Raw genomic sequence first — 18,999 nt, forward strand, 5'->3', positions numbered from 1 at the left:
TCTTAGAGCGTGTTAAGCACTTTTAAGTACCCGCGTTGGTTATGCGCGCTGGTGATCGCAAGGCGCAGTGCGCCGCCAAGGCTGGAGCCTTGGCAAGCGCTGCAACGCCGCGAGCGCCTGCGCGCAGAGCCAACCCTTCGGGAAAGCCGGGAAATGGGCCCGGCCCTTCGTTGCAGCACACTTGCGGTATGGCAGCCGCGGCGCGCGCTGCGCCTCGTTCCGGGCCCATTTCCCGACTTTCGCGGGCACTTAAAAGTGCATAACACGCTCTAGTAGACGGTATCTGCCGCCCCTTATGGAGGCCATAAGCGCAGGCCCGGGCAGCCCCCGGGGCCGCTGCCTATAATCGCGCCCCGCACCGGCCGCTGCCCACGGCAGGTGCGTTTTCATTTCCGGGCCATGTAGAGGAACACCATGTACAAAAACCTCGCAGCCGCAGTCGCGGCCGCAAGTCTTGTATCCACGGCCTTGTCCCAAGGCCATCCCGCCCCTTCATCCCCCGCAGGTTCCACGCCCCTCAAGGCGGCCTTCGTCTATCTGACGCCCGTGCTCGACGCCGGCTGGACGCGCCAGCACGACGAGGGCCGGCGCGCATTGCAGGCGGCCCTGGGCCCGCGCGTGCAGACCCGCGCCGTGGACAGCGTGCCCGAGGGCCCCGACGCCGAGCGCGTGCTGCGCGACCTGGCCGCCAGCGGCAACCAACTGATCTTCACCACCAGCTTCGGCTACACGGAGTCCGTGATGCGCGTGGCGCGCGACTTCCCGCAGGTGAAGTTCGAGTCGGTCACGGGCTTCAAGCGCGCCGACAACGTGGCCACCTCGAATGCGCGCTACTACGAGGGCCGCTATCTGTCGGGCATTGCCGCAGGCCGTGCCAGCAAGACGGGCGTGGCCGGCTTCGTGGTCGGCTTTCCGATTCCCGAGGTGCTGCAGGGCATCAACGCCTTCACGCTGGGCATGCGTTCGGTCAATCCCAAGGCCACGGTCAAGGTGGTCTGGCTGGATACCTGGTTCGACCCGCCGCGCGAGCGCGATGCGGCCATGGCGCTGTTCAACGGCGGCGTGGACGTGGTGTCCTTCCAGGTCGCATCCACCGCCGTGATGCAGGCCGCCCAGGAGCGCGGCCGCATGGCGATTGCCTACCACTCCGACATGCGCAAGGACGGGCCCGACGCCCAGTTGCTGGCCGTCACCCACCAGTGGGGCGACTACTACACGGCGCGCGCCAAAGCGGTGCTGGACGGCAGCTGGAAGAGCCAGGACACCTGGGGCGGCGTGCGCGAGGGCATGATCCGCGTGGAGGGCTTCGGCCCCAGGCTGCCGCCCGCCGTGCGCGAGGAAGTGCTGCAGCGCCAAAAGGACATGGCCCAGGGCCGCCTGCAGCCCTTCAAGGCCGGCGACCAGCCGGTGCGCGACAACCAGGGCCAGGTGCGCATTCCTGCCGGCAAGCAGCTGGACGATGCGCAGATCCTGCAGATGAACTGGCTGGTGGAAGGCGTGCAGGCCACCCTGCCCAAGTGAGGTGGGACCCCTGGCTGCCGCCCTGGCGTAAACCCTAGGGTGGCGCCTGCCGATGGCGCCTATAGCGCTGCGGATATGGCATCTGCCTGTCCGCCCGCTAAGCTTGGCGGCATGCAAATCTACCGTTCCTCATTGCTGCGTTTTGCCGACGATGGCCAGGCGCTCTACGACGAAGACGGCCTGCTGGCCGTCGCCCCGGATGACAGGGGGCAGCAGCGCGTCGTCGCCGCCGGCAGCTGGCAGGCGCTGCAGGCGCAGTTCACCGGACAGCCGGGCGCCGAAGTCACCCATCTGCCGGGCCGCATCCTGGCGCCGGGCTTCATCGACCTGCACATCCACTATCCGCAGACCGATGTGATCGGCGCGCCTGCCGCAGGCCTGCTGCCCTGGCTGGAGAAATACACCTTCCCTCATGAGTCGGCCTTCTGCGAACGCGCGCATGCCGACAGCGTGGCCGAGTTCTTCCTGGACGAGCTGCAGCGCAACGGCGTGACCACGGCGCTGGCCTTTGCCACCTCGCACCCGGGGTCGGTCGATGCGCTCATGGGCGCGTCGCAGGCCCACGGCATGCGCATGATCACGGGCAAGGTCCTGCAGGACCGCCACAGTCCCGACGGCGTGCGCGACCAGACCGAACAAAGCCTGATCGACACCGAAAACCTGATCCAGCGCTGGCATGGCGTGGACCGCCTGGGCTACGCGATCACGCCGCGCTTTGCCCCCACCAGCACGCATGAGCAGCTGCGCGGCGCGGGCGAGCTGGCCGCCCGCTACGCCGATGTCTGGATCCAGTCCCATGTGGCCGAGAACCTGGACGAGGTGCGCTGGGTGGCCGAACTCTTTCCGAAGGCCCGCAGCTATCTGTCGGTCTACGACGACTTCGGCCTGATGCGCGAGCGCGCCGTCTACGCGCACTGCATCCACCTGGACGATGAAGACCGCGCACTGATGCGTGAACGCAGCACCGCCGCCGCCGTGAGCCCCACCAGCAACCTGTTCCTGGGCAGCGGCTTCTTCGACTTTGCGCGGGCCGACGCCGCGCAGTTCCTCTACGGCCTTGCCAGCGACGTGGGCGGCGGCATGAGCTTCAGCCCCTTCCGCACCATGCAGGCCGCCTACGTGGCGGGCCGCGAGGGCCAGACCAAGCAGGGCCTGAGCCTGTCGCCCGGCAACCTGTGGTGGCAGCACACGGCGGGCGCGGCGCGCGCGTTGGGGCTGGCCGGCCAGGTGGGCAATCTGCAGCCGGGCTGCGAGGCCGACTTCGTGGTCATCAACCCGGCCTGCACGCCGCTGCTCGAGCGCAAGACCCGCCAGGCCGAGAGCTTGGACGAGCTGCTGTTCGCCATGATCATCCTGGGCGATGACCGCCTGATAGAGCGCACCGTCGTTTCTCAAGCAAAATAGCGCCTTTGCGCCAGTGCCCGGCCGGGTGCTGGCGCCTGACAAGGACAGCTAGGGAACGAGGAATTGCCATGAGCATCAAGAGCGACAAGTGGATCCGTCGCATGGCCGAGGATCACGGCATGATCGAGCCTTTCGAGCCGGCCCAGGTTCGCAACGTCGATGGCCGCAAGATCATCAGCTACGGCACCAGCAGCTATGGCTACGACATCCGCTGCGCACCCGAATTCAAGGTGTTCACCAACATCCACAGCACCGTGGTGGACCCCAAGAACTTCGATGAAAAGAGCTTCGTCGATTTCGAGGGCGACAGCTGCATCATCCCGCCCAACAGCTTCGCGCTGGCGCGCACGGTCGAGTACTTCCGCATCCCGCGCAATGTGCTGACCATCTGCCTGGGCAAGAGCACCTACGCGCGCTGCGGCATCATCGTCAACGTCACGCCCTTCGAGCCCGAATGGGAAGGCTATGTGACGCTGGAGTTCTCCAACACCACGCCGCTGCCCGCCCGCATCTACGCCGGCGAGGGCTGCGCCCAGGTGCTGTTCTTCGAGAGCGATCCCGACGATGTCTGCGAGGTCAGCTACCGCGACCGTGGCGGCAAGTACCAGGGCCAGGTGGGCGTGACGCTTCCCAAGGCCTGACGGCTTTGGCCCGGCAGACAAGGCCCGCAGCGAAAGCTGCGGGCCTTTTTCATCGCCGGGCCGCCCCAAGATGAAAAGCAGCTCCCTCGGGGGGCAGCGGACCTTGCGCAGCAAGGGTAGCGTGGGGGTCATTCTTCATCGCCGGGCCGCCCCAAGATGAAAAGCGGCCCCCTTGGGGGGCAGCGGACCTTGCGCAGCAAGGGGAGCGTGGGGGTCATTCTTCATTCCACCAGCGCCGGGGCGGCGTCGATGCGCGAATGCGCGCCGCAGCTCTCGCGCCGTGCGGCGGCGGCCGTGGCCATGAGCCAGCAGACATCGAGCTGGTTGCGCAGCGCATGGCCTGCGGCAGGTGCCAGCCTTTCCCGCCATGCCGCAATGCGCTGCACGGCCTGTGCCAGGCCCTGGTCGCTGCGCTGTATGCCCACGCAGTCCTGCATGAGCTGGCGCAACTCCTGCGCGACGGCGGCCGTGTCCTGCTCCTGTGCGCCGGCCTGCAGGGTTTCGGTCGGCCGGGCCAGCGCCAGGGCAGCAGCCGGTTGCTGCGCGATGGCCCGGGCGGCCGCGCGGCCCATCACCACGCATTCGAGCAGCGAATTGCTGGCCAGCCGGTTGGCGCCGTGCAGTCCGGTGCGCGCCACCTCGCCGATGGCGCGCAGGCCATCGACATCCGTGCGCCCGTCGATATCGGCCAGCACGCCGCCGCAGGCGTAGTGGGCGCAGGGGGCCACGGGAATCGGCTGCGTCGCAATGTCGATGCCATGGCTGGCGCACAGGGCCATCACGCCCGGGAAATGCGACTGCAGCCAGGCGCGGGGCCTGTGGCTGATGTCCAGGTGCACGAAGGCCAGGCCATGGCGGTCCATCTCGTGCCGGATGGCCCGGGCCACGATGTCGCGCGGCGCCAGTTCGGCCCGCTCGTCATGGGCAGGCATGAAGCGCGTGCCGTCCGGCAGGCGCAGCAGGGCGCCTTCGCCACGCAATGCCTCGGAGACCAGGCCGGCCGCGCGGCCGCCCACCTGCAGGGCCGTGGGATGGAACTGCATGAACTCCAGGTCGCCTACGCGGCAGCCCGCGCGCCAGGCCATGGCCACGCCATCGCCCGTGGCGGTGGCCGGGTTGGTGGTGGCTGGATAGACCTGCCCCAGCCCGCCCGTGGCCAGCACGGTATGCGCGGCATGCCAGCGCTGCTGGCGGCCATCGGGCAGGCGCACCAGCGCGCCTGTGCAGTGCGCAGGCTGTCCTTCGGTCAGCAGGTCCAGCGCGCTGGTGTGTTCATGCAAATCGATGTTCGCGCGCTCCCGGCAGGCGCGCAGCAGGGCGGCGTGCACGGCCTGGCCGGTGCAGTCGGCGGCATGCACGATGCGGCGGCGGCCGTGGCCGCCCTCGCGCGTGAGGTGCAGGCCACCGCTGTCGTCACGCGTGAAAGGCACGCCGTGGGCCACCAGCCAATCGATGGCGTCGGGAGCCTGCTCGAGGATGGCGCGCACGGCCTGCGCATCGCACTGGCCTGCGCCCGCGACCAGGGTGTCCGCCACGTGTTCGTCGATGCTGTCCTGTGCATCCAGCACGGCGGCAATGCCGCCCTGGGCCCAGGCGCTGGCGCATTCCTCGGCCGCGCCCTTGCTGAGCAGGGCCACGCGCAGATGCGGCGGCAGCGACAGGGCGGCGGCCATGCCGGCCAGGCCGGCGCCGATGATGAGTACGTCTGTGCAAGGCTGTGTCATGGCGCTGTCCTCAGGCGGGACCGAAATGCTGGAAGAGCGCCGCATCGCGCGCAAGGTCGCCGCTGGCGCGCACGGGCTGGCGGTGGCCGGCCGCGAAAGCCAGCATGCGTTCGATGGGCCGGCGCGCGGCCTGGGCAATGGCGGGGTCCACCTCGATGGCGCACAGGCCCTGCTCCAGGGCCAGCTCCACGCCCTGCAGGCTGTTCATCGCCATCCACGGGCACATCGCGCAGCTCTTGCAGGTGGCGCCCTGGCCGGCCGTGGGCGCGGGCAGGAAGGTCTTGCCCGGGTAGCGCATGCGCATGTCGTGCAGGATGCCCTGGTCGGTGGCGACGATGAAGGTGTCGGTGGGAAGCCGGCCTGCCGCGTTGATGAGCTGGGTGGTGGAGCCCACCACGTCCGCCTGGGCGGCCACGGCGGCCGGCGACTCGGGGTGCACGAGGATGGCGGCCTGCGGATACTCCAGTGCCATGGCGGCCAGTTCGTCGGCCTTGAACTCGTCATGGACCAGGCAGGAGCCATGCCACAGCAGCATGTCGGCGCCGGTCTGGCGCTGGATGTGGGCGCCCAGGTGGCGGTCGGGCGCCCAGAGGATCTTCTCGCCGCAGGCGTGCAGGTGGGCCACGATGTCCTGTCCCACCGACGATGTGACCACCCAGTCGGCGCGCGCCTTCACCGCCGCGCTGGTATTGGCGTAGACCACGACCGTGCGGTCGGGATGGGCGTCGCAAAAGGCGCTGAACTCGTCTGCCGGGCAGCCCAGGTCCAGCGAGCAGCTGGCGTCGTCGTCGGGCATGAGCACGCGCTTTTCCGGGCTGAGGATCTTGGCGGTCTCTCCCATGAAGCGCACGCCGGCCACGACCAGGGTGCTGGCCTGGTGCTGGGCGCCGAAGCGCGCCATCTCCAGCGAATCGCCCACGCAGCCGCCGGTCTCGCGCGCCAGGTCCTGCAGTTCGCCATCCACGTAGTAGTGGGCCACGAGCACGGCATCGCGCTCGTGCAGCAGGGCGCGTATGCGCTCGGTGGTCCGAAGGCGCTGGGCGCGGTCCAGTTCAGGGGGAATGCGGGCCCAGGCCTCGCCGATGCCGCACTGGCCGGCGTGGGAGAAATGGGGCTTGTCGTACTGCACGGATTTGAGCTGCATGGTGGCCGTCCGGGACTGTGGAAAAGGTCTGGTGATGGCTGCGAATAATATGCTCAATTTGAGTATTAGTGTGATGTTTTTTCCCGCACTGGTGTTTTGCGGCAGGCGGCAAGCCGAGGGGGCAGAAAGCGGCGCTGGGCCGTCTCAGCGCTGAAGCTGCACGTTGTTGCGGCCTGCGCCCTTGGCCTCGTACAGCGCTTCGTCGCCACGGCGCAGCATGGCGGCGGCCGTGTCCGTGGTGCCGCGCAGCGTGGCCACGCCCACGCTGGCGGTGACGGGCTCGCCGTGGGCCATGGGCGTGGAGGCCAGCAGTTCGCGCAGTTGCTCTGCAATGGCCACGGCCGCGTCGGCCGTGGTGTCGGGCAGCAGGGCCAGGAATTCCTCGCCCCCCATGCGGGCCAGCACGTCGGACTCGCGCAGCCGCATGCGGAAGGCGCGCGCCAGGGTGCGCAGCACGGCGTCGCCCATGTCATGGCCATGCTGGTCGTTGATGCGCTTGAAGTGGTCCACGTCGATGACGAGCACGCTCAAGGGGCGGCCGCTGCGGCGCGCCAGCGCCATGGCGAAGTCCAGCTGGAAATCGAAGCCCCGGCGGTTGAGCAGGCCCGTGAGCGGATCGCTGCGCGCCTGGTGCTCCAGCTCGGCATTGGCCTGCTGCAGCTGCAGGGTGCGCTCGCGCACCTGGCGCTCCATGGCCTCGTTGGCCGAGCGCAGCTGGGCAATGCTGCCGCGCAGCGCCTGCGAGAGGCGGTGCACTTCGCGGCTGCTGTGCAGCTGCGGAATGTCCGGCGCCGCGCCGCTGCCATCGATGCCGTTGGCCGCGCGGGCCAGGCGCTTGAGGTCCTGGCTGAGCCTTCGTGCCACCAGCCAGGCGATGACGGCGGCCACCAGCGCCGCCGCCAGGCCGCCGGCCAGCACCTGGTGCATGGCCTGGCGCGCGGGCGCGTAGGCGCTGTCATGCGGCTGCCGGGCCACGATGTGCCAGCCCATGGCGGTTGCCCGGTTGTGGGCCTGCAGCGGCACGGTGGCTGTCAGAAAGCTCTGCGGGCTGTCCTGCCAGCGCGCCACCTGCACGGGCAGCAGCGTGGCATCGGCCGTATCGGCAGACACGGTATGGGCCACCGGCAGGCGCTGGTCCAGCGCCTGCAGCGGCTCCAGGCTGTCGCCCGGGGCGTGGATGATCTTGCCGTGGCGGTCAAAGATGAAGAGGCCGATCTGGCGATCCCCGCTGTCGGCCTGCTGCAAGGTCTGCATGGTCTCTCGCACCCATTCCCAGCTGCTGTGCATGCACAGCACGCCCTGCGTGAGTCCGCCCACGCGGATGGGCGCTGCAAAGTCCATGAACCGGCGCGGCGCGCCGTCGGCCGGGGGCGCAAGCAGCGCGGCCATGCGCGGCGAGGAGGCACGCACGTCGCCCACATGCACGCGCTGCAGCCCCGGCTCGAACCAGGGCCGGTCGCTGACATCGTGGCCCACCAGCAACTGGTCGGTGGCGCTGCGCACCGTGCCTTCGGCGTCGGCCACGCCTATCCAGAGGTTGGACGGCGTCAGCGAACGGGCGCGGTTGAGCAGCGCTCCCACGCCCGGGGAATCCAGCCCTTGCACCCACAGCTCCGGCGAAGCGGCCAGCACCTCCACGGTATGGGCACGGCTGAACAGCCCTTCAGACAACTGCCGCGCCGCGTTGGAGGCCATGGCATGCAGCGAGGCGCTGACCTCGCGCTCCATGCGCCAGCGCAGCAGTTCGCCGAAGGCCAGCGACATCAGCACCGTCACGCCCACCAGCAGCGAGCCGAAGACCAGGGCCAGTTGCGTGCGCAGGCCCAGGCGCTGCCAGCGGCCGGGCTCGGTGCTTGGGGGCGGGGCGGGGGAATCCGGGGGAGAAAGCTCGTTCAACGCAGAAATCCGTCGTCAACTGTTCTGAAGCGCAGCCCGGCGCATTGCCAGGCGGGTGGCCGCAAGGTCCCAGCCCCCCCATCCGCAGGATTTGAACAGCACCGGCACCTGCGGGCGCAGCCATTGCTCGCGCACCACCTGCTCCAGCGTGGGCAGGGCGGCCACGTCCATGCCCGCCTGCAGCAGATCACCGGCTTCGTGCAGCGCATCTGCGGTATCGACGACGACGCGGCCCGCCTGCGCAAGGTCCAGGCACAGGCTGGGCGCCAGCTCCACCATCTGCGGCGTGAAGGCGCCCACGGCCGATACAAAGGCATCGGCGCGCGGGGCTGCATGCAGCACCACGGCGCGGGCCGGCGTGCAGGTCACGATCAGCGGGCAATGGCGCGCGGCGGCCTCCAGATCCTGCACGGCAGTGGCCTGCAGGCCCATCGCATGCGCCTGGCTGACCAGTGACTGGGCGCTTTCGGCGCTGCGCGATGCCACCTGGACCTCGCGCACGCCCAGGCCTGCTGCAAAGGCCTGCATATGGGCCAGGCCCTGCACGCCGGCGCCCACGATCAGCAGCGGGCCCTGCGGATTGGGAGCCAGCCTTTGCGCGGCCAGCAGCGATACGGCGGCCGTGCGCCGCGCCGTGACCGTGGGGCCGTCCAGGATCAGGCGGCGCTCGCCCGTGGCCACATCGAAGACCACCACATCGCCCTGGATGGTGGCGCGCGGCGTGCCGGCATTGCCGGGCGTGAGGCTGATCAGCTTGGTCATGGCCACCTGCCCATCGGTGGCGGGCATGCAAAACAGGCTGCCTCCTGCGGGCAGCGGCATCACGATGCGCGGCGGCACCTGCACTGCCCGGGGCTGCAGCAGTACAGCCGCGATCTCTTCGGCCAGCTCCTTCCAGGGCAGCAGGGCGGCCGTGGCCTGCGCGTCTAGGGCGGCGGAGGAGTGCGTGCTGGAATGGCTCATGGCCGCGACTGTACACAGTAGGCGCGCGCAGGCCAATGCGCGATGTGTCCGGTGGTGCACCCAGGCCCGCGCGGGCCTGCGCAGGCACTACGATGTCGCCTATGTCACAAAAGCCTTCTTATCCGCGCGAGGAGCCCAGCTGGGACGGTTCGGCGCGGCCCGAAGCTACCCGCAAGGAATCGGCCCCGCGCTACGAGCAGCAGCGGCGCGGGCCCGCGCCCGAACCGTGGCAGCGCGAGGAGCCTCCCAGCGAACAGGCACCTGCGCCCCGCAGGCCCGGCGAGCCTGCACGCGAGCGGCGCAGGCGCGGCGGATGGGGGCTGGGCCTGGCGGTCGTCGTCGGCCTGTGCATCGTCGCCGCGCTGCTGGCCGGCATGGTGCTGGTGGCGCGCGAGCAGGTACTGCGCAGCCAGGCGCCGCCCGTCACAGCCCCCATGGCGGTGCAGCCTGTGCGCTGATACACGCCGTATCATTGCCGGGACTGCGGACGCTGCGGCCCCGCAGGTTCCGACGTAATATCGCCGCCCGATGCTGCAGGCCGCAGCACAGATCCAGGAGCGAACACCATGAGATGGGAAGGCAACCGCGAGTCGGACAATGTGGAGGACCGCCGTGATGACGGTGGTGGTGGCGGTGGTGGTCCCGTCTTTGGCGGGCGCAGCATCGGCATCGGCACCATCGTCATTGCCCTGGTCGGTGGCTGGGTGCTGGGCATCAATCCGCTGACCATCCTGGGGGCGCTCAGCGGCGGCGCGCCGGTGCAGGTGCAGCAGCCCCAGGGGCCGGCCCACAAGCCGCCGGCCGACGACCAGCTCGCCCGCTTCGTCTCCACCGTGCTGGCCGATACCGAGGATGTGTGGCGCGAGGTGTTCCGCCAGGGCGGCGCCCAATATGCCGATCCCAAGCTCGTGCTGTTCCGCGGCGCCACGCCCACGGCCTGCGGCACGGGGCAGTCCGCCATGGGGCCGTTCTACTGCCCTGCCGACCAGAAGGTCTATATCGACCTGGGCTTCTACGAGACGCTCAAGAACCAGCTGGGCGCGCCCGGCGATTTCGCCCAGGCCTATGTGATTGCCCACGAGGTGGGCCACCACGTGCAGAACCTGCTGGGCATCAGCGCCCAGGTGGACCGTGCGCGGGGCCGCGTCAGCAAGGTCGAATACAACCATCTGTCGGTCAAGCTGGAGCTGCAGGCCGATTGCCTGGCCGGCGTCTGGGCGAACCGCGCGCAAAGCGCACGCCAGATCCTGGAGCAGGGCGATGTGGAGTCGGCCATGAATGCCGCTTCCAAGATCGGCGACGACGCCCTGCAGCGCGCCGGTGGCGGCGCCGTCGTGCCCGACAGTTTCACGCATGGCACCAGTGCCCAGCGCCAGCGCTGGTTCAGCACCGGTCTGCGCACCGGCAGCGTCAAGTCCTGCGACACTTTCTCGGCCGCTTCGCTTTGAAAAATGCCCCCCGAGGGGCGCTTTCCCATCTCGAGGCGGCGGCCCGGCGATGAAAAAATGCCCGCATAGCGGGCCCTCGTACCGGGTTTTTGCGGGTTGCGCTCACGCAACGCCATGCTTGTCCAGGTGCCAATTGGCGTTATTGCAACGCACAAATCGCGCTAGGTGCGACAATAGCGTCCTCAATGACAAGCTCTTTCTCCAATCTCCAACTGGCCGAGTCCCTGGCGCGCGCCGTGGCCGACATGGGCTACGAGTCCATGACGCCCATCCAGGCGCAGGCCATTCCGGTTGTTCTGACCGGCAAGGATGTCATGGGCGCAGCCCAGACCGGCACGGGCAAGACGGCAGCGTTCTCGCTGCCGTTGCTGCAGCGGCTGATGCGCCACGAAAATGCCTCCGCTTCGCCTGCACGGCACCCCGTGCGGGCGTTGGTGCTTTTGCCCACGCGCGAACTGGCGGACCAGGTGGCTCAGCAGATCGCCCAGTACGCCAAGTACACCAAGCTGCGCAGCACCGTGGTGTTCGGCGGCATGGACATGAAACCGCAGACGCTGGAACTGAAAAAGGGCGTCGAGGTGCTGGTGGCCACGCCGGGCCGGCTGCTTGACCATATCGAAGCCAAGAACGTGGTGCTCAACCAGGTCGAGTACGTGGTGCTCGACGAGGCGGACCGCATGCTGGACATCGGCTTCCTGCCCGACCTGCAGCGCATCCTGTCCCATCTGCCCAAGACACGCACCACCTTGCTGTTCAGCGCCACCTTCTCGCCCGAGATCAAGCGCCTGGCCGGCAGCTACCTGCAAGACCCCGTCACCATCGAAGTGGCCCGTCCCAACGAGACGGCGTCCACGGTGGAGCAGCGCTTCTACAGCGTCAGCGACGACGACAAGCGCTATGCGCTGCGTTCGCTGCTCAAGCAGCGCGAGATCCGCCAGGCCTTCGTCTTTTCCAACAGCAAGCTGGGCTGCGCCCGCCTGACGCGGGCGCTGGAGCGCGACGGTTTGCGCGCAACGGCGCTGCACGGCGACAAGAGCCAGGACGAGCGCCTGAAGGCGCTTGAAGCCTTCAAGCGCGGCGAGGTCGATCTGCTGGTGTGTACCGATGTCGCGGCCCGCGGCCTGGACATCAAGGACGTGCCGGCCGTCTTCAACTACGACGTGCCCTTCAACGCCGAAGACTATGTGCACCGCATCGGCCGCACGGGCCGCGCAGGCGCCTCCGGCATTGCCGTGACCCTGGTGACCAGCCACGATGCGCGCCTGGTGGGCGAGATCGAGAAGCTCATCAAGAAGAAGATCAACGTCGAAACCTGCCCCATGGAAGATTTCCGCGGCAGCGCACCGCGTGGTCACCGTTTCGACGAGCTGCCGCGCCAAGGCGCTGGCGGCGGGTACGGTCGTGAACGGGATCGCGGCGGCGAGCGTGGCGATCGCGGTGCCGATGCAGCACGGGGCAGCACGGGCTTCGGCCATCGCGGCTCGCGCATGGCCCAGCGCCCGGCGCATTCCGACCCCTTCTTCGACAAGCCCTATGAGCCTTCGGCCAGCGCCGACGCCAACTGGGAAAGCCAGCGCGCTGCGCCCAAGGCCGGCGGCAACATCAAGCCCAAGCGCAAGCTGGCGGCGCTGTTCAAGGCGCCGGTCGCGCCCGCCGCGCCCGTCGCCACCTCCGAGGTCTGAGCGCCGCACACGCGGCCTGCTTCCCGAATAACGCCTGCTTTGCAGGCGTTTTTTCATGGGTGCACGGGCTGCTCCCGATCAGCCTGGGGCCTGGGCCTGCGGGCAATCCACCTGGATCAGCTCCCTGTCCGCCAGATGGTTGCCGAAGCGCATCATGCTCAGGCAGCCACCCCAGACGCAGCCCGTGTCCAGCGCCACCAGATCGGGCCGGTTGATATGGCCCAGCGTGGACCAGTGGCCAAAGGCAATGGGCACGCCCGCCGTGGCGCGGCCCGGCACATCGAACCAGGGCATGAGTCCTGGCGCCGCCTGCTCTGCCGACTCCGTGCTGTCGAAATCCATGACCCCCTGAGCGCTGCAAAAACGCAGCCGGGTCAGCGCGTTGACGATGACACGCAGCCGTTCCCAGCCCTGCAGATCCGGCGACCAGCGATCGGGCTGGTTGCCGTACATGGCTTGCAGGAAATCCGGCAATTGCGCGCTGCGAAGTACCGTGTGCACCTCGCCTGCAAGGTCCATCACTTCCTGGGCGGTCCACTGCGGCAGCACGCCTGCGTGGACCATCAGCAGCTCATCGCCATGCACCGTGCGGTGGCTGCGCGCCAGCGGCTGCTGTCGCAGCCAGCCCAGCAGCTGGTCACGATCGGGCGCTTGCAGCACCTGGGCCAAGGTGTCGCGGCGGCTGTTGCGGCGCACGCCGTGGGCGGCGGCCAGCAGGTGCAGGTCATGGTTGCCCAGCAGGGCGCGCATGGAGTCGCCGGCGGCCATGCAGGTGCGCAGTACCTTGTCCGATGCCGGGCCGCGATTCACCAGGTCGCCGAGGATGTACAAGGTATCGCGGCTGGCGGAGAAATCCACGCGTTGCAGCAGGCGCTCAAAGGCGTCGTGGCATCCCTGGATATCACCGATACAGTAAAGTGCCATGGTCTTCTTTCTGATATACGAACCATGGATTTTCTGCTGATCGCGTTGCTTACGCTGCTCAATGGGGTGTTTGCAATGTCCGAATTGGCACTGGCCTCCAGCCGCAAGGCTCGGTTGGTGGCACTGGCTGAAACTGGCGACAAGGGGGCGGTGGCGGCACTGGCCTTGCTCGACAACCCCACGCAATTTCTTTCTTCGGTGCAGGTGGGCATCACCTCCATCGGCCTGCTCAACGGTATCCTGGGTGAGGCGGCCTTCAGCGACGGACTGGCCGCATGGCTGCTGGGCCTGGGCGTTCCAGAGCGCGCAGCCAGCATTTCGGCAACGGCAGTCGTCGTGACCGTGATCACCTTCGTCACCATCGTTTTCGGCGAGCTGGTGCCCAAGCGCATCGGCCAGCTCTATCCCGAAACCGTGGCCATCGTGGTCTCGCGGCCCATGACGTGGGTGGCGTCGGCAGCCAAGCCTTTTGTGCGGCTGCTGGCCTTCTCCACCCGCGCCATGCTGACCTTGCTGCGCATCAATGAATCGGCGGCACGCTCCGTGACCGAGGAGGAGATCGCGGCCAGCCTTGCCGAGGGCCGCGATGCCGGCGTCATCGAGGCCAGCGAACACCAGATGGTGCAGAACGTCTTCCATCTCGATGACCGCTCGCTGACGTCGATCATGGTGCCGCGCGGCGATGTGCAATGGCTGGATGCCGACATGACCGTCACCGAGGCATTGCAGGCCTCGGCCGATGACCACGCAAAGGGCGGCCATTCCTGGTATCCGGTGTGCCGCAATTCCCTTGATGACGTGGTCGGCATCATCAGCGTGGCGCGCCTGCTGGCATTGGGTCCCGATGCGGCGGGCTCCACGCTCTACGAGCATGTGCTGCCGGCCTCGTTCCTGCCCGAGACGCTCAGCGCCATGGAACTGCTGGAGCAATTGCGTGCCCGATCCGGGCGCATGGTGTTCGTGGTGGATGAATATGGCGTGGTGCAGGGCATCATGACGCCGCGCGATTTGCTGGAGGCGATTACCGGCGAGTTACAGCCTGTGACCGAAACGGAAGCATGGGCCATGCAGCGTGGGGATGGCTCCTGGTTATTGGACGGGCTGATGCCCATATCGGAGCTGAAGGCGCGCCTCGATATTCGTGACCTGCCCGATGAGCACCGTGGCCGATACAACACCGTTGCCGGCCTTCTCATGGCGGAAAGCGGTCATTTGCCGGTTCTGGGAGAGCGGATCAGCTGCGCGGGCTGGATCTTCGAGGTGATTGATCTCGATGGCAAACGCATTGACAAGGTGCTTGCCATTTCGGAATTATCCGAAGGCTCCTCGCTGCAATAGGCAACTGCGATATTGTGGATTTTGCTTACATGCGTCTTGCCCTGTAGGGCGATTATGTTTTTATAATGAAAGCTCTTAAACAACTTTCAAGGCGCACACCATGAGCTCTTACAAGGAATTGCTGAAGCAGCGACAGGAACTGGAGCAACAGATCCAGGAAGCGCGCAAGCGTGAACTGTCTGACGCCGTGGGCAAGGTTCGCAATTTGATTGCCGAATATGGCCTGACTGCGGATGACGTCTTTCCTTCGGCTCGTGGTCGCGGCAATGCGGGTGCAACGGGCACCAAGGTGGCGCCCAAGTACCGTGATCCCGCCACTGGCCAGACCTGGACCGGACGCGGCAAGCCGCCGAAGTGGATTCAGAATCAGGACCGCGAAAAGTTCGTCATCTGATTTTCCCTTCGCGCATGTTGAAAGAGCCCGCCTTGTGCGGGCTTTTTTCATTGGCACGGCCATTTGTCAAAAATTGACTCGGTTGAGAATGACTATCATGCGCTGTGCAAAGCGTGGGCCTGTGCACGGACATTGCGCGGTGGCGATGCCAGGGTCGATTCCTGACGGTAACGCAAAATGCACGGTGCCAGTGATGCACCTTGCGGCAGTTTGGAGCATGCGAGGTGTGTGTTTCCGGGTCTTGGCGTCTCAACGCATGGCGGATGCATGCGTGTTTCAGACAAATCCGATGATTTTTTGATTTTCTTCAGTGGTGGCCGACTTGAATATCCAGGCACCAGCCACCATGGGCGAAGGCAGGGGCACAATACGCGCATGAACAAGCAGGTGTTGATTGCCGGCGGCGGCATTGGTGGCCTGGCCGCCGCCATCGGTGCGTCGCGGGCGGGTTGGGAAGTGCGTCTTTTCGAGCAGGCGCCCGCGCTCAGTGAAGTGGGCGCCGGAATCCAGATCGGTCCGAATGTCGTGCGGCGGCTTCAGGCCTGGGGCCTGCAAAAACCGCTGCAGCAGGTGGTGGCATTGCCGGGCAGCCTGCGCGTGCGCAGCGCAGTCACCGGGCAGGAATTGGCGCATATGCCCTTGGGCAGCGAGTCCGTGCAACGCTATGGCGCGGCCTACGCCACCATCCACCGGGCCGATCTGCAGCAATTGCTGCGGGAAGCCGCTCAGACTTATCCGGGCATGCACCTGAACCTGGGCCAGCCCATTGAAGGCTTTTCCGAAACGGACGGCGTGGTCACCGTGCGAACCCAGGCCGGCAAGCTGATCGAAGGCGATGCCCTGGTTGCCGCCGACGGCGTGCGCAGCGTCCTGCGCCAGCAGCTGCTGGGCGACGGCCCGCCGCGTGTCACCGGGCACCTGGCCTACCGCGCCCTGGTGCACCAGGCCCAGTTGCCCAAGCGGCTGCGTGCCACCGATGTCACGGCCTGGCTGGGCTCGCGCATGCATGCCATCCAGTACCCCGTGCGCCGGGGCGAGCTGCAGAACCTGGTGGTCATCGTCCAGGGCCCGGCGCCCGAGGACTTGGCGAACTGGGACCACGCGGGCAATCTCGATGATCTGGTGCGGGTGCTGCAGGGCAGTTGCCCGCATCTGCTGGACCTGATCCAGCATGTGCCTGCCGCTGGCGGTGACTGGCGGCTGTGGCCGGTGGGCGATCGCCCGCCCGTGCAATCGGCCGCGCAGATGGCGCGCGGCGTGGTGGCCTTGCTGGGCGACGCCGCCCACCCCATGCGACCCTATCTGGCCCAGGGCGCCGGCATGGCGATTGAAGATGCAGCGGAGCTGCAGCGCGCCCTGTCCATGCATGACCTGGATGTGAACATGCGCCTGCGCCGCTACGCGCTCAATCGCTGGCAGCGCAATGCGCGCGTGCAGGCGCGCTCGCAGCGCAATGGTCGCATCTTCCATGCCACGGGTCCGGTGCGCTGGGGGCGTGACCTGTCGCTGCGCCTGCTGGGCTCCAGGCTGATGGATCTGCCCTGGCTGTACCGTGGCGATGGCTCGGCCGCCAACGCCTTGTAGAGGCACAGACTCCGGCCGCTAGGCGGCGGATGCCTGGCGCAGCAGCGGCGAGGAGGGCAGGAAACGGAACGCGGTCGACGCTCCCACCAGCGTGGCTGCAATCGAGATCATCACGGCCTTGTAGGGCTCCACGCCCCAGGCCTCGGCCCAGGCCGCCACCCAGCCCGTGAACCATTGCACCAGGGCCACGCCCAGGAACATGGCCATGGTGAACAGCGACAGCGCGCGGCCGGTCATCTCTGGCGGGTAGGAGGCGCGCACATCGGCGTACTGCAGCACCGAATAGCCCGACAGCAGGCCCATGGCGAAGATCAGCGCCACATTGGTCCAGCCATGGTGCAAAAAGGCCATGAGCATGAACAGGCTGCCCATGAGCAGCGAGTAATTGGTGAGCCAGCGCCGGCGCCGCCCTGGGCCGGGGTCCATGCGCCCGAAAATCGCGGGGCTGAACAGCGAGATCATCGATACGACCAGCGCCACATTGCCGCTTTCCACCAGCGAAAAACCATAGCGATGGATGAGCAGCGGCCCCAGCCACAGGCCGCGCAGCGCCAGAAACGATGCATAGCAGGCCATGGCCAGCAGGACGATACCCAGCGTGTGCGGCAGCGTGAACAGCTCGGCCATGCGGCGTGCCGCCACGCCCCAGCTTTCCCGTGCGGCGGTCTGTGCTCCGCGGCGGGCGGGCTCGTGCACGCGCCACCAGATCAGCAGCCACGACAGGGCCGACATCACGGCCAGCAGCGCAAAGCCCGAGCGCCAGCCGAAATGCTGGACCAGCCAGGCCAGCGGCGTGCCTGTGAACAGCAGCCCCAAGCCGCCCACGCCCATGCCCACGCCCGACAGAAAGGCGAAGCGGTCCATGGGAAAGTGGCGCGAGATGAACATGGTGCAGGCCAGGAAGGCCGGCGAGCAGCCCACGCCGATCAGCAACTGGCCCACCATCAGCCAGCCGTAATTGGGTGCGGCGGCGGACAGTGCCGATCCCGCGATCGCCAGCGGAAACGACAGCAGCACCGTGCGGCGCAGGCCGTAGAGATCCATGCCGATGCCCATGAGCAACTGGGCCACGCCGAAGGACAGTCCGAACAGGCCCGCAAAGGCCCCCAGCGACTGGGCCGTAAGCCCGAAATCCTGCTGCAGGCCGGTCGCCATGACCGAGGTCGTGGTGCGAAAGGCCTGGCTCAGCGCAAAGGCCGAGAGCAGGGCCAGCAGCATGGCCCACAGCAGCTGGCTGCGTGGCGGCGGTGCTGCGGTGGAGGTCTGCGAAGCCTCTGTGTGTGTGTTGTTGTGTGGGGGCTGTTGCGGCGCTGCGGACACGGTATTTCTCCTGGCGCCGCAGCTTACCCGTTTGCGCGCATGCGCGCTGTCGCCACCGCAGCGGTCTGCCTTCGGTGGCGCCCGCCAGTTCTTATAGCTCGGTGCGCAGCGCCCAGATTTCGGGGAACAGCACCACGTCCAGCATCTTGCGCAGGTAGCTGACGCCGCCGGTGCCGCCCGTGCCGCGCTTGAAGCCGATGACGCGCTCCACCGTGGTCAGATGGCGGAAGCGCCACAGGCGAAAGGCGTCCTCGATGTCGGCCAGCTTTTCGCCGAGCTGGTACAGGTCCCAGTGCTGGTGGGGATCGCGGTAGACCGTGATCCAGGCCTGCTTGACGCCTTCGCTGGCCTCGTAGGGCTGGGTCCAGTCGCGCTCCAGCCGGTCGGCGGGCACCTCGATGCCCTCGCGCGCCAGCAGTTGCAGAGACACGTCGTAGAGCGAGGGCGAGCGCCATGCCGCCTCCACCTGGGCCAGCAGATCGGGCCGGTGGGCATGGGGCTGGAGCATGGCGGCATTCTTGTTGCCCAGGGAGAACTCGATGCAGCGGTACTGGTAGCTCTGGAAGCCGCTGGAGTTGGCCAGGTAGGGACGCATGGCCGTGTACTCGGGCGGCGTCATGGTGGACAGCACGGTCCAGGCGCTGACCAGTTGTTCCATGATGCGGCTCACGCGGGCCAGCATCTTGAAGGCGTCGGCGCGCGTGCCGCCTGCGATGGCGGCCGTGGCGGCGCGGACCTCGTGCAGCATCAGCTTCATCCACAGCTCGCTGGTCTGGTGCTGGATGATGAACAGCATCTCGTCATGCGCGGGCGACAGCGGGTGCTGGGCCGTGAGGATCTGGTCCAGGTGCAGGTAATCGCCATAGCTCATGGACTGGCTGAAGTCCAGCTGGGCGCGCTCCTCTTTGACGATGGATTCGGTGCGGCCGGGGCTGTTCATGGGACAGCCGGAGTGTTCGGTGGTCATGTGGGAGTCTCGCAAGTCTCGATGCGGAAAATGCAGGGCGCAGCGTAAC

The 18,999-nt window shown here is 67.6% G+C and carries 16 protein-coding genes; 9 read left to right on the forward strand and 7 right to left on the reverse strand.

Translation table 11 applies throughout. From position 1 onward, the window contains the following. The first annotated feature begins 414 nt into the window (after positions 1-414). From ACF8ME_RS27040 to dcd, 3 genes are all read left to right on the forward strand, one after another. A complete protein-coding gene (locus tag ACF8ME_RS27040) occupies positions 415-1,521 on the forward strand; it encodes a BMP family ABC transporter substrate-binding protein (RefSeq protein ID WP_046241130.1) in 1,107 nt (368 codons plus the stop codon). A gap of 111 nt (positions 1,522-1,632) precedes the next feature. After that, a complete protein-coding gene (gene guaD / locus ACF8ME_RS27045) occupies positions 1,633-2,925 on the forward strand; it encodes a guanine deaminase (RefSeq protein ID WP_392419033.1) in 1,293 nt (430 codons plus the stop codon). Positions 2,926-2,993: 68 nt separating this feature from the next. Continuing rightward, positions 2,994-3,566, forward strand: a complete 573-nt coding sequence (gene dcd, locus ACF8ME_RS27050; RefSeq protein ID WP_013803686.1) for a dCTP deaminase — start codon at positions 2,994-2,996, stop codon at positions 3,564-3,566. 221 nt (positions 3,567-3,787) lie between these two features. Here the strand turns inward: dcd and nadB are convergent, their stop codons facing one another. The 4 genes from nadB to ACF8ME_RS27070 all read right to left on the reverse strand — a co-directional run bounded on the left by nadB (position 3,788) and on the right by ACF8ME_RS27070 (position 9,293). Beyond that, positions 3,788-5,290: an L-aspartate oxidase gene (gene nadB / locus ACF8ME_RS27055; protein ID WP_047325879.1), complete on the reverse strand. Its 1,503-nt coding sequence runs from the start codon at positions 5,288-5,290 to the stop codon at positions 3,788-3,790. Between the two features lie 10 nt (positions 5,291-5,300). Beyond that, positions 5,301-6,434 carry a quinolinate synthase NadA gene (gene nadA, locus ACF8ME_RS27060; RefSeq protein ID WP_017405637.1) on the reverse strand — a complete coding sequence of 378 codons (1,134 nt, stop codon included), beginning with the start codon at positions 6,432-6,434 and terminating at the stop codon, positions 5,301-5,303. Positions 6,435-6,578: 144 nt separating this feature from the next. Further along, positions 6,579-8,330 carry a diguanylate cyclase gene (locus ACF8ME_RS27065; protein WP_392419034.1) on the reverse strand — a complete coding sequence of 584 codons (1,752 nt, stop codon included), beginning with the start codon at positions 8,328-8,330 and terminating at the stop codon, positions 6,579-6,581. A gap of 15 nt (positions 8,331-8,345) precedes the next feature. Next, positions 8,346-9,293 carry a delta(1)-pyrroline-2-carboxylate reductase family protein gene (locus ACF8ME_RS27070; RefSeq protein ID WP_392419035.1) on the reverse strand — a complete coding sequence of 316 codons (948 nt, stop codon included), beginning with the start codon at positions 9,291-9,293 and terminating at the stop codon, positions 8,346-8,348. A 101-nt stretch (positions 9,294-9,394) separates the two neighbouring features. On the opposite strand from ACF8ME_RS27070, the gene ACF8ME_RS27075 reads away from it, so the two are divergent. The 3 genes from ACF8ME_RS27075 (at position 9,395) to ACF8ME_RS27085 (ending at position 12,423) form a co-directional block, all read left to right on the forward strand. Then, positions 9,395-9,751, forward strand: a complete 357-nt coding sequence (locus ACF8ME_RS27075) for a hypothetical protein (RefSeq protein ID WP_392419037.1) — start codon at positions 9,395-9,397, stop codon at positions 9,749-9,751. A gap of 108 nt (positions 9,752-9,859) precedes the next feature. Further along, on the forward strand, positions 9,860-10,741 hold the full coding sequence (locus ACF8ME_RS27080; protein WP_016449008.1) for a neutral zinc metallopeptidase: 882 nt from the start codon (positions 9,860-9,862) through the stop codon (positions 10,739-10,741). Positions 10,742-10,926: 185 nt separating this feature from the next. Then, positions 10,927-12,423, forward strand: a complete 1,497-nt coding sequence (locus tag ACF8ME_RS27085) for a DEAD/DEAH box helicase (protein ID WP_016449007.1) — start codon at positions 10,927-10,929, stop codon at positions 12,421-12,423. Positions 12,424-12,501: 78 nt separating this feature from the next. Here ACF8ME_RS27085 and ACF8ME_RS27090 read toward each other — a convergent pair whose 3' ends face one another. After that, complete coding sequence (locus ACF8ME_RS27090; RefSeq protein ID WP_392419039.1) at positions 12,502-13,347, reverse strand: symmetrical bis(5'-nucleosyl)-tetraphosphatase; 846 nt, start codon at positions 13,345-13,347, stop codon at positions 12,502-12,504. A gap of 24 nt (positions 13,348-13,371) precedes the next feature. Between ACF8ME_RS27090 and ACF8ME_RS27095 the strand changes: the two genes are divergently transcribed. The 3 genes from ACF8ME_RS27095 to ACF8ME_RS27105 all read left to right on the forward strand — a co-directional run bounded on the left by ACF8ME_RS27095 (position 13,372) and on the right by ACF8ME_RS27105 (position 16,663). Beyond that, positions 13,372-14,685: a hemolysin family protein gene (locus tag ACF8ME_RS27095; protein ID WP_016449005.1), complete on the forward strand. Its 1,314-nt coding sequence runs from the start codon at positions 13,372-13,374 to the stop codon at positions 14,683-14,685. Positions 14,686-14,785: 100 nt separating this feature from the next. After that, entirely contained in the window at positions 14,786-15,079 is a 294-nt protein-coding gene (locus ACF8ME_RS27100; protein WP_016449004.1) for an H-NS histone family protein, read from the forward strand. Positions 15,080-15,454: 375 nt separating this feature from the next. Then, on the forward strand, positions 15,455-16,663 hold the full coding sequence (locus ACF8ME_RS27105) for an FAD-dependent monooxygenase (protein WP_392419040.1): 1,209 nt from the start codon (positions 15,455-15,457) through the stop codon (positions 16,661-16,663). A gap of 18 nt (positions 16,664-16,681) precedes the next feature. On the opposite strand, the gene ACF8ME_RS27110 is transcribed toward ACF8ME_RS27105, so the two are convergent. Together ACF8ME_RS27110 and kynA are read right to left on the reverse strand one after the other, a co-directional pair. Then, a complete protein-coding gene (locus ACF8ME_RS27110; protein ID WP_160853130.1) occupies positions 16,682-17,983 on the reverse strand; it encodes a nitrate/nitrite transporter in 1,302 nt (433 codons plus the stop codon). Positions 17,984-18,074: 91 nt separating this feature from the next. Beyond that, a complete protein-coding gene (kynA, locus tag ACF8ME_RS27115; protein WP_034365327.1) occupies positions 18,075-18,950 on the reverse strand; it encodes a tryptophan 2,3-dioxygenase in 876 nt (291 codons plus the stop codon). Positions 18,951-18,999: the final 49 nt, after the last annotated feature.

This window comes from Delftia sp. WSY_7 (genome assembly GCF_043104845.1).
GTDB lineage: Bacteria > Pseudomonadota > Gammaproteobacteria > Burkholderiales > Burkholderiaceae_C > Comamonas > Comamonas tsuruhatensis.

Coding starts and splice junctions, on each gene's coding strand:
- ACF8ME_RS27040 (WP_046241130.1), top strand. CDS start 415: ATGTACAAAAACCTCGCAGCCGCAGTCGCGGCCGCAAGTCTTGTATCC.
- guaD (WP_392419033.1), top strand. CDS start 1,633: ATGCAAATCTACCGTTCCTCATTGCTGCGTTTTGCCGACGATGGCCAG.
- dcd (WP_013803686.1), top strand. CDS start 2,994: ATGAGCATCAAGAGCGACAAGTGGATCCGTCGCATGGCCGAGGATCAC.
- nadB (WP_047325879.1), bottom strand. CDS start 5,290: ATGACACAGCCTTGCACAGACGTACTCATCATCGGCGCCGGCCTGGCC.
- nadA (WP_017405637.1), bottom strand. CDS start 6,434: ATGCAGCTCAAATCCGTGCAGTACGACAAGCCCCATTTCTCCCACGCC.
- ACF8ME_RS27070 (WP_392419035.1), bottom strand. CDS start 9,293: ATGAGCCATTCCAGCACGCACTCCTCCGCCGCCCTAGACGCGCAGGCC.
- ACF8ME_RS27075 (WP_392419037.1), top strand. CDS start 9,395: ATGTCACAAAAGCCTTCTTATCCGCGCGAGGAGCCCAGCTGGGACGGT.
- ACF8ME_RS27080 (WP_016449008.1), top strand. CDS start 9,860: ATGAGATGGGAAGGCAACCGCGAGTCGGACAATGTGGAGGACCGCCGT.
- ACF8ME_RS27085 (WP_016449007.1), top strand. CDS start 10,927: ATGACAAGCTCTTTCTCCAATCTCCAACTGGCCGAGTCCCTGGCGCGC.
- ACF8ME_RS27090 (WP_392419039.1), bottom strand. CDS start 13,347: ATGGCACTTTACTGTATCGGTGATATCCAGGGATGCCACGACGCCTTT.
- ACF8ME_RS27095 (WP_016449005.1), top strand. CDS start 13,372: ATGGATTTTCTGCTGATCGCGTTGCTTACGCTGCTCAATGGGGTGTTT.
- ACF8ME_RS27100 (WP_016449004.1), top strand. CDS start 14,786: ATGAGCTCTTACAAGGAATTGCTGAAGCAGCGACAGGAACTGGAGCAA.
- ACF8ME_RS27105 (WP_392419040.1), top strand. CDS start 15,455: ATGAACAAGCAGGTGTTGATTGCCGGCGGCGGCATTGGTGGCCTGGCC.
- kynA (WP_034365327.1), bottom strand. CDS start 18,950: ATGACCACCGAACACTCCGGCTGTCCCATGAACAGCCCCGGCCGCACC.